The following is an 8,950-nucleotide window of genomic DNA, read 5'->3' on the forward strand; positions in this document are numbered from 1 at the left end:
CAGGCGCAACATCCGCTCGATGCCAATGGGCGGCCGGCCTCGCTGACCTTTGGGATACACCGGTTCGATCAACGCTACCAGTTCAGCCCAAGGCACTACGCTTTCCATTTCGGCCAGAAACATCTCGCGGCGCGTGACGCGACTCTTGGACTGCAGGGCCAGGTCAAGAAGGCTGGTCTGCTGGATCATCGAAGGGGCCGTCAGATTGGTTGGTCATGCCGCTATTTTACGGGGTCACGGCTCGTACCGGAGCGATTTAATCGGTGTTTCCTTAGTTAGCTCCGTAACCTAGTCGCTTTATTGCGGCCTGAGTAATAACTTGCGAATACATAAATCGCAACACGTTATCGATATAAAATGGCAGATCGAAATAATCAACCCCGGGGATCGGTCGGGCTCGATAGAATCAATCGTTGGTATCCACCATGATCCAATTTTTTCCGTTGCGTTTTAACTCCGCCCTCAGACCGATTCACGACGCACCTTATATTGTTTAAATTACCGATTCAAAGTTCACCCTGAAACCCGCGTTTGTCCAAATGGACCGGCCAAGACCGTGAGGAGCGACTCGACGAGTTGTCCTCGTAATCCGGCCCAGTCATCTTTTGCCTTCATGGAATGCCTTTGGTTGACCTCCAGTTCAATTCCAATATAGGCATTCGAAGGGAAACACCGGCGCAGGTGGGTGGTAAATCCATCGTTTTTCCCTGCATAAGGGTAATTGCGCCGTACCTTGAGTTCTGGCGCGTATTCACTTAGCGAAGCTTGCCAGCGCCTGCAAAAGTCAAGTTCATGGGTTTTGGCCGGATCGTATAGCAATCCAATATCGGCATTTCGCACTTTGCCGTCGAGTTCGGGACAAAAGCTGTGGCAGGAGATATGGATGATCCGACGGCCGTCTGCTATCCCGGATTGCATGAATTTCTCGACTCTACGCCTGTACGGCCAATAGTAGCTTTCCTCGATGCGGCGCCGGACTGCCTTCGGCGCGTGGCGGACCATCGGTGAATGAATCCTGGGATTTGTGAGTGACCGGTTCAGATCGATAAGCAGTCGACTGACAGTGGATGCGAATATCGGTGATTCAAAAGCTCGGGCGAAGTCTCTGGCTAGTGCCAATGCGCCGAGGTCGAAGCCGCGATGAGATTGAAGCAAGTCCCGGTCAGCCTCCGCGCCGAACAATGGGCGGAATTGTGCCGGGATGCGGTTACCGCCATGCTCGCAGCTAAAGACCAGCAGATCGTCCATCTGACCAACGCGCTGCAGCGCCGGTCGTGCTTACACTTGCATGTCCGGTTCCGGCATCCTGCTGAATACGTCCCGGACGCCCGCGCTCCAGCGCGCGCTCAATTCGGTAAAGTAGGCGTCGCCTTCCGCAAAACGCCGGCGCATCTGGATTTGCAGACTATCCCGTTGGTAACAAATCAAATCGATGGGCATGCCCACCGAGAGATTGCTGCGCATGGTCGAGTCGAAGGAAACCAGCACGCATTTCGCTGCATCGGAGAGGCTGGTGTCCGGCGTGATGACGCGATCGATGATGGGTTTCCCGTATTTCGCCTCGCCGGTTTGAAAATACGTCGTGAGTTCCAGATCGGCTTCGATGAAGTTGCCTTCGGCGTAGGTGCGGAACAGCCGCATGGGTTCGCCTTTGATCTGGCCACCCACGATAAAGGACGCATTGAATCCACCGCTGTCCGTGAGGTACTGACCGTCGCGGCGGTCTACCGCGCGCACGGCATCCGCCACCAGGCCGCAAACGTCGAAAAGCGTCCTGGCCGTCCAGATCGTTGGAGTTCCATCCTGCAGTTCGCCTGCCTGTTTCAGCAGGCTGATGACAGCTTGCGTGCCGGCGAGATTGCCCGAACTCAGCAAGACGATCACCCGGTCTCCCGGGCGTTCCAGCACGGTCATCTTGCAAAAGCTCGCGATGTTGTCGACGCCGGCATTGGTTCGCGAGTCGGATGCGAAGACGATACCCTGATTGAGTAGAACACCTACACAGTAGGTCATGGCCTTCCCCTTGAGTTCGGGCGGATTGAACTGGCGATTCAGCGTGTTGATGCGATTGTATTGTTGCAAGCGTCCCTGGCACGCTTTGAAGTTTTGGAGCGCTGACCAGCGATTCCTACGCTTATACCGGCCATTCGTCCGTGCCCGCAGCCACGTTTAGGAATTACAGAATTGCCACGCATTCCCTATTCAAGTGCGCATGCGACGGATAAAAAATCATCCGGTGTGTTACCGTAACTGCATAACGACCTGCATCTTTTCGCGATCTCTCGATGTCGACTGGGAGACTTAGCGTAGCCAAGAGTCCCATCTGCAGAAAGGCGACCGTCAAGGCCGCGTCCCACCTCCGCCTCAGAAACCTTGGAAGCCGACGTGCCCAAGTCCTTATCTGAGCGATGAATTCCCGTTATTACTCGGAGCACCATGTATATTCGAATCGGCTTTGAAATCGACTACTCCTTTCCACAGCCGACCGAGATGATCTTGATGCTCTACACGCATCCGAGCCGCTCGGCCTCATTGATAACGCCGGAGCGCTTGACCAGCTTTCCGCCCATGATCATCGAAGATTTCATCGACGTCTATGGCAACAAGTGCGCACGCGCATTCTGTCCTGGCGGGCGTATACGTTTGAAAAATGACGCCATCGTCGTAGATGGCGGCCTCCCGGACATCCTTTCGCCGGGTGCCAGGCAGCACTCCATTCGCGAACTCCCCACGGATACCATGCTTTACCTGCTGGGTAGTCGCTACTGCGAAATTGAAAAGCTGTCGGACGTCGCCTGGACTCTGTTTGGACAGGTACCGGCGGGTTGGGCGCGTGTGCAAGCGATCTGCCACTGGGTACACAATCACATCACCTTTGCCCACGAATCCGCCCGTTGCGATCGCACAGCGTATGACACCTATCTGGACCAAAGAGGCGTCTGCCGGGACTTTAACCATCTCGCCATCACCTTCTGCCGTTGCATGGGCATCCCGGCCCGCTATGCGACCGGCTATCTCGGCGATATTCACGTACCGCTCGTGCCACCCATGGACTTCAGCGCGTGGTTCGAAGTGTTTCTCGGAGGGCAGTGGCATACCTTCGACGCGCGCAACAACATCCCGCGAGTGGGCCGGATATTGATGGCTCGGGGTCGGGACGCGGCCGACGCGGCCTTGACCACGACTTTCGGCAAACACGTCCTGGAGAAATTCGATATCTGGACCCACGAAGTGTCCCACCTGGAGGTGGTGCACGCCTTGAAAGGCCGAGGTGGATGATGTTTCGGGCGAGTTCAGGCCGTCGTTTGACGGGATAGTCACAACCGGTTCATCAACTCCGATTTCTTGCTGGCGAATTCCTGCTCGGACAAAATCCCCTTCTGCCACAGTTCGGCAAGCTTTTCGATCTTGGCAAAGATGTCGCTTTCTGCCTCGCTCGCTTGGCCCTGCGATGGCTCAGGGACTTGAATCGCCGCCGTTGGAGCCTGTCCCGAGACGATGGGAAGTTCGTTCACCCGCACCACTCCGAATTGACTGGAAAATGTGAGGGACGAATCGCCCCCTTGCTGTTGTCCGACACCGCCGATCTGGTGGTTCAGTGTGTCGTAAACGGTCGTCTGCCCGTTGAACTCAATGGCGAGGCGATGGGTATACGGAAAAACGGCGTAACGCACGTCGTTTTGTGAACCGGTGGAAGACGGCACACCCAGGTCGTCCGGCCACCACTGCCCATGCGCTCCCGCGGCAAGAAAGCTCACACCACCGAGGTTCGAAGACTGGGGCTGAGGCGCAGGCATAAGCAGGGGTTGGGTGGCCAACAGGTTGGACAATTCGGAACACAAGCCATCGACCTTGGCCTTGAGCGAATTGTTGAACATGTCACCGACCATTGTCATGCCTCCTTGCATCCACTGTCCCGACCCGCCGAATTCGGGATGGCTAAACTGCGCCATGGTGCCTCCACCATTAAGCACGGCTTGCAGCAAGCTTGTGACTGCATCCACCGAGACAAAATAGCGAGCCGCGAGTTCCTCGATAATTTTCGAGCCCTGAGGGGTAAGATTCATTTCTGTAATGTCTGGTTTGAGTGAAAAGCCGGGCACACTCAGCCGCTTGCCAGGTGGCCGGGAATCGGACTTCAAAACTTGCTGCGCCCAAGGAATGAATTGACGATCTTCTCGCCAATCTAATCCAGCCAAATTAAGCGCCTGTAAGTCCATGATACGCTGTAGCGCGGCAAATTGGGAAAAAACCTCGGTGAAGTCGGATATTGCTGGCGCTGCAAAACTGTATTGCTGCGTCAGAGACCGCTGCTGTCATCGGATTTTCTGCGAGCAGAGGAGAATAAGGCGCCCCGAATCGGGACACCATCCTGGCATCAAGCCGTCCGTCCCATGAGGCCGAGCGCGAGACCGGATTTCCCAATGGTTCAGCGTATTTTTGGATTTTCAAATTAATTGGTTTGCTTGTTTTGCATTTTTGCTGTAGCGTTGTGACGGTGTATAGAGGTCCGCGCCACTTTAGCAAGCCTGCGTAGTTTCTGCTCTTAGCAAATACCTTCCTGCTCCAACTGTCCGCCTTCCTGCAATACTCATTTCATTTTCCATAGAGCCGGTCGAACCGGATCATTGGATTGATATGCGCATTTTTGCGCCTCTAACTTTCAATAGAGATATAGCATGTCAACTGTACAAACAGGCACCGTTAAGTGGTTCAACGAAAGCAAAGGCTTTGGCTTCATTCAACGCGAAAATGGTAACGACCTATTCGTGCATTTTCGCTCTATTCAGGGCCAGGGCTTCAAGACTCTGACGGAAGGGCAGCAGGTAAGTTTTACTGAGGCGCGCGGTCAAAAAGGGCCGCAGGCTGAAAATGTCGTCGTCTTATAATTTATAAGACAAAACATCTGCTTCACCGGAGCAGGTCACACGTCTGCGTTGACCTGCCTCATGGGCGCGCAATGCTTGGCGCGCCTCTATTCAAATTTAATCAGGAGTGCCGACCTATGTTGACGCTTTTTGTGCGTGGCTTACCCCCCACAACCACGGAAACCAGCCTGGGCCAAATATTTGGTGCCTATGGGAAAGTATTTGATCTGAAACTCAGCCGCGATCTATTTACCGGACGAGCCCGCGGGATTGCTACCGTGAACATGGAAGGTCATGAGGCTCGCTCCGCTATCGTCGGATTGGATGGGCATGATTTCGAGGGAAACACCATCTATGTCGCCATCGATAAGGGCCGCAAGGGTGGGCACAGGCATCGATGAGTCGATGTGAGTAGCCGCTGCGCACTGACGAACCGGGGCGCGGATGGGCCGATGTCATGTCTGGCCTCACGCTTGCTTCCTTCGCGGATGGTCTCAAATCAGGCATCTGGTTTATAGCGGCCTGTCTGCACACTGAATGCGCCACGGGAACTCCTCGTCGGGCCTGCGCTCATTCCCGGCGTGATGGAGCCTCACGAATTGCTTCATGTGTGCGTGCAGGGTGGTATTGTGCCCAATTCTTGTTTCGAACGCTGGACCGTCAAAATAAGAAACGCCAACTTGGGCCAATAATTGCGATTTCATAGGCGACAGATAAAATTTTAGTACCGTCGCCCGCTACCAAAACCGCCACCACTGAAGCTGCCAGTTCTCGATTCGCGCGGGCGTGCCTCGTTTACAACCAAATTGCGCCCATCAATATCCTTTCCGTGCAAGGCGGCAATCGCGGCCTCCGCTTCCTTGGCGTCGTTCATCTCCACGAAACCGAATCCCTTGGACCTACCAGTATCGTGATCCGTGATGAGATTGGCCGATGCCACCACGCCATGCGCAGCAAACATCACTTCAAGATCACTGCCCGTTACCGCGTAACTAAGGTTGCCAACATAAAGTTTCTTGGTCATGGGAAACTCCTTGCGTAAAAAAGAGCTAAGTGAATGGTTGTAGATGGGTCCGCTCGCGGCTGGCGCCGCGTTCTCCCGGTCTATCGCCAGAGGGAACGATCTTCGTCGAAGGGAAGATAGTGGTCCTGCAGGAATCACTCTTCTCGTCCATCAACCCAACGAGCGGCTTGCAAGGGTCCATTTGAAAGCGGAGAGGTTAGCACTTGATGCGCCGACCAACCCGAATCGCCATGCATGCTTCACCGTTCATGGCTGTGGCTCTGGCTGTCGAGGCGAGGATGTGGCGTGAATTAGACGGCACACCCACCGAAAATTCCGAATCTTCGCGGCGATATTGCCCCCTACCCCACTCCATACCCGGTTCAGCATACGCTGCTTCCCGGGAATGACCTAGCTTTATTTTTCTTGCTAATTCCTGGACATTTCGAGTAGGGAGGCGCATTGTTTCAAAGCTGTAAAATCCCATTAAAATGGAATAAATGCGTCGCCTATCGTCAGTTGAATTTCTTTTCCGCAATACAACACGTATTGACCGCGAGAAACCAAGGCTGATGATCCAACGCGGAGCCGAAATTCTATTTTTTCTTCAGAATTACGACGAACCCTGACGAGATATCGGTCTTAAATGGATTCAGGCGGTACTCGGCCCGGTCAGCCAATATTTATATTAGAGGCAGATTTATCATGCGCGAGCTAAAGCCCAACTTTCCTCAGCTTACACCGAGCGACTTTCGACAGACTTGTGGATTTTGTGGATGTATCTTCCGCGTCGCCATAACCTGGCCTCTCTCATATTCTTATAAACCCAACCAGGACACCCAAGCCTATACCTGTCCGGAGTGCCAACGAGATTCCAGCGTCAGATCCTCCTCGGCACCACAGTTAACCTTGCTGTCAAAGCGCACCGATGGCCGCACGGGACCGTGCCCGCGCGAATGACGCACACCGCGCCGCGAAAACTTGATTTGTGAGTGGCCAAACAAGCCGTCGAAGTTCTACGATCTTAGCCTGAGCATGTGCGAGTGGGATCGCCTGGACGAATGGCGCGACAAGATGCGAACTGGGATAGCCAGCGAGCAATCAGGCAGCATTGCGCCATTTCACTTGCTGTCGGTTCCCGGAATGCAAGCAAGCGAGCAACGGTCCTGCGCTGAACTCTAAATGAAAGCGCGTATCGAGGCCTCCACGGCTGAGCGCATTGATCGAGCTTTCAGTTGGCTCTGTCGACGTTAAACGTTGAAACGGAATTCTTGTCCAACGGGTGAATACGCGTTGATGGGGAGAATATCGCCATGAAGACCTCGGAGTTTCGGACGTGGTTTGAACAGCTGCCGCATCTCAGCCGGGGCCAGGCCGAGAAAGTGCGGCGGGAACTTGGCGAAACAGCGCCAGCGCCAGAATCGGTGCAGTGGCTGGAGCATCTTGACCTTGCCCGCATCCTCTAAGGCGAGCCAATTGCAGGGCATTGTCGAGGCCGACGAGACCTTCTTCCCGCACTCATGCAAGGGTCAGCGTCGCCTCGACCGACCGCCCCGTCAACGTGGCAAGCAGATTCGTCACCGGGGTACCGGCAAGGATCAGGTGCCCGTTTTAGTGGTGCGTGACCGGTCCGGCGCCACCGCCGATTTCAAGCTGAGCGGAACGAGCACCGACGCCATGGAACCACCGCTGTGCGCCATCCTGGCGAAAGATGTCATTCTTTGCAGTGACGGCGCTGACGTGTATCGGGCCGTGGCATCCAAACTCGGCGTGACCCATCGATCGGTCAACCTCTCCTTTGGCATCCGAGTGATCGCTGGGGTTTTCCACATCCAAAATATCAACGCGTATGACAGTCGCCTCAAACACTGGATGGAGCGGTTTCATGGGGTCGCCACCAAATGCCAGGAGAATTACCTCGGGTGGCGCCGTTGGCTGGAGCGTTGGGGCGAGCACACCCCCCTCATCGCTCTGCAGGCCGCGCTCGGTCGAGAAAATCAATTTCAACTATTCATGCAGACATAGCCTTATTAAATGGAATTTACAGATCTCGCAGTCTTCATAAAGGTTGGTTTGGTGGTTTGGATCAACCCATTTATAATTTTTGAATCAATGCCTTGACTCACATCTACGTCATTTTTGACACCGCAAAACATTTCGCAGAGACTGACCAACCCGCCCTGAGACTCCCGACGAAGCTCAGTTTTTTGCGTTGGCAAACGGCGCTCGAAAATAAAACCGAGCTTTGCAGTCAGAATCACTCTCTCAGATTTTATGCTGGTGAAGAACCTTCGCTCCTCTTAAATTCTTCGTAGCGACAAGCCTTGAATTCAGCGCCGTTTCGAAAACTGGGCGCAAGCCTTTACACTTGATTGCACGTAGATCTCAAGAGGTACTCCATTGAAAATTCAAAACATACTCATCGTACTTCCTGATTAGCGTCGAACTTCAGCAACCCCCCGCAGTACCCGCTCAGGTCGGGGCACAGTGGCAATAGCGGCGGTTTCGAGTTGGGCGAGGATAGCGAGCAAGTCGAACCGGCGATTGATTCGGTATTGGAATTCGGCAAGGTAGCGGTGTGCGTATTTCCGGAATTTGAACGCATGATAGGTACCGGTAATGGCTGTCTTGAGGTTACCCATCAGGGCGTTTACCCAGCGAACCTCAGGGTGCTGTGCGGACACGCGGCCTGAACCGAGGATGAGGCGGTGATGACAGACGACGTGTTCACTTGTAGAAGTCGCGACCTGATCTGACAGTTACCCGTTTTGGGTGCGCTGGGTTGTCAGATCAGATTCAACTGACCGACTTTCTGGTTCCACACCTCCTTTCCAGCGTGAAGCGTTTGTAGGGGAGTGCGACCGCAACACATCTTACCCTGATGGGTTCGCTCCTGGTTATAGTGCTCGATCCAGGCATCCAGGTCGGCCTGCAGTTCGTCCACGGAGAGATAAAGCTTCTTGCGGAAAGCGACCTGATAAAACTCCTGCAACAGGGTTTTATGGAAGCGTTCGCAGATGCCATTGGTCTGTGGATGCCGCGCCCGGGTCTTGGTGTGCTCAATGTCATTGAGCGCCAA

The 8,950-nt window shown here is 54.4% G+C and carries 10 protein-coding genes and 2 pseudogenes; 5 read left to right on the plus strand and 7 right to left on the minus strand.

Features of this window, described 5'->3' with window-relative positions; all coding sequences use genetic code 11:
- The 3 genes from EK23_RS20720 to EK23_RS20730 form a co-directional block, all read right to left on the minus strand.
- On the minus strand, window positions 1-189 hold a 189-nt coding region (locus EK23_RS20720), incomplete at its 3' end, for a transposase (protein WP_045227291.1).
- Window positions 190-513: 324 nt separating this feature from the next.
- Window positions 514-1,248, minus strand: coding sequence for an N-formylglutamate amidohydrolase (locus EK23_RS20725; RefSeq protein WP_045227314.1), 735 nt, complete (start codon window positions 1,246-1,248; stop codon window positions 514-516).
- 30 nt (window positions 1,249-1,278) lie between these two features.
- Window positions 1,279-2,082, minus strand: a complete 804-nt coding sequence (locus EK23_RS20730) for a proteasome-type protease (protein ID WP_235282248.1) — start codon at window positions 2,080-2,082, stop codon at window positions 1,279-1,281.
- Between the two features lie 354 nt (window positions 2,083-2,436).
- Between EK23_RS20730 and EK23_RS20735 the strand changes: the two genes are divergently transcribed.
- A complete protein-coding gene (locus EK23_RS20735; RefSeq protein ID WP_045227315.1) occupies window positions 2,437-3,279 on the plus strand; it encodes a transglutaminase-like domain-containing protein in 843 nt (280 codons plus the stop codon).
- Window positions 3,280-3,317: 38 nt separating this feature from the next.
- Here EK23_RS20735 and EK23_RS20740 read toward each other — a convergent pair whose 3' ends face one another.
- A complete protein-coding gene (locus tag EK23_RS20740) occupies window positions 3,318-4,220 on the minus strand; it encodes an SHOCT domain-containing protein (protein ID WP_235282250.1) in 903 nt (300 codons plus the stop codon).
- Between the two features lie 459 nt (window positions 4,221-4,679).
- On the opposite strand from EK23_RS20740, the gene EK23_RS20745 reads away from it, so the two are divergent.
- Together EK23_RS20745 and EK23_RS20750 are read left to right on the plus strand one after the other, a co-directional pair.
- Window positions 4,680-4,889 carry a cold-shock protein gene (locus EK23_RS20745; protein WP_045227317.1) on the plus strand — a complete coding sequence of 70 codons (210 nt, stop codon included), beginning with the start codon at window positions 4,680-4,682 and terminating at the stop codon, window positions 4,887-4,889.
- A 116-nt stretch (window positions 4,890-5,005) separates the two neighbouring features.
- Complete coding sequence (locus EK23_RS20750) at window positions 5,006-5,269, plus strand: RNA recognition motif domain-containing protein (RefSeq protein ID WP_045227318.1); 264 nt, start codon at window positions 5,006-5,008, stop codon at window positions 5,267-5,269.
- Between the two features lie 320 nt (window positions 5,270-5,589).
- On the opposite strand, the gene rbp is transcribed toward EK23_RS20750, so the two are convergent.
- Window positions 5,590-5,892 carry an RNA-binding regulator gene (gene rbp / locus EK23_RS20755; RefSeq protein WP_045227319.1) on the minus strand — a complete coding sequence of 101 codons (303 nt, stop codon included), beginning with the start codon at window positions 5,890-5,892 and terminating at the stop codon, window positions 5,590-5,592.
- A 1,292-nt stretch (window positions 5,893-7,184) separates the two neighbouring features.
- Between rbp and EK23_RS24900 the strand changes: the two genes are divergently transcribed.
- Window positions 7,185-7,337 carry a hypothetical protein gene (locus EK23_RS24900; RefSeq protein WP_438941148.1) on the plus strand — a complete coding sequence of 51 codons (153 nt, stop codon included), beginning with the start codon at window positions 7,185-7,187 and terminating at the stop codon, window positions 7,335-7,337.
- Window positions 7,315-7,896 (plus strand): annotated as a pseudogene (locus EK23_RS20765) (IS1595 family transposase); the annotation flags it as partial. The gene EK23_RS24900 and the pseudogene EK23_RS20765, both read left to right, overlap by 23 nt.
- A 410-nt stretch (window positions 7,897-8,306) precedes the next feature.
- On the opposite strand, the pseudogene EK23_RS22875 reads toward EK23_RS20765, so the two are convergent.
- Window positions 8,307-8,630 (minus strand): annotated as a pseudogene (locus EK23_RS22875) (transposase); the annotation flags it as partial.
- Window positions 8,631-8,656: 26 nt separating this feature from the next.
- The coding region (locus EK23_RS20775) for an integrase core domain-containing protein (protein ID WP_145998775.1) at window positions 8,657-8,950 on the minus strand (294 nt) is incomplete at its 5' end.

This window comes from Methyloterricola oryzae (assembly GCF_000934725.1).
GTDB classification, from domain to species: domain Bacteria; phylum Pseudomonadota; class Gammaproteobacteria; order Methylococcales; family Methylococcaceae; genus Methyloterricola; species Methyloterricola oryzae.

Bases quoted from the DNA above. Each gene is read 5' to 3' on its own strand.
- EK23_RS20725 (WP_045227314.1), bottom strand. From the start codon at position 1,248: ATGGACGATCTGCTGGTCTTTAGCTGCGAGCATGGCGGTAACCGCATC.
- EK23_RS20735 (WP_045227315.1), top strand. From the start codon at position 2,437: ATGTATATTCGAATCGGCTTTGAAATCGACTACTCCTTTCCACAGCCG.
- EK23_RS20740 (WP_235282250.1), bottom strand. From the start codon at position 4,220: ATGGACTTACAGGCGCTTAATTTGGCTGGATTAGATTGGCGAGAAGAT.
- EK23_RS20745 (WP_045227317.1), top strand. From the start codon at position 4,680: ATGTCAACTGTACAAACAGGCACCGTTAAGTGGTTCAACGAAAGCAAA.
- EK23_RS20750 (WP_045227318.1), top strand. From the start codon at position 5,006: ATGTTGACGCTTTTTGTGCGTGGCTTACCCCCCACAACCACGGAAACC.
- rbp (WP_045227319.1), bottom strand. From the start codon at position 5,892: ATGACCAAGAAACTTTATGTTGGCAACCTTAGTTACGCGGTAACGGGC.
- EK23_RS24900 (WP_438941148.1), top strand. From the start codon at position 7,185: ATGAAGACCTCGGAGTTTCGGACGTGGTTTGAACAGCTGCCGCATCTC.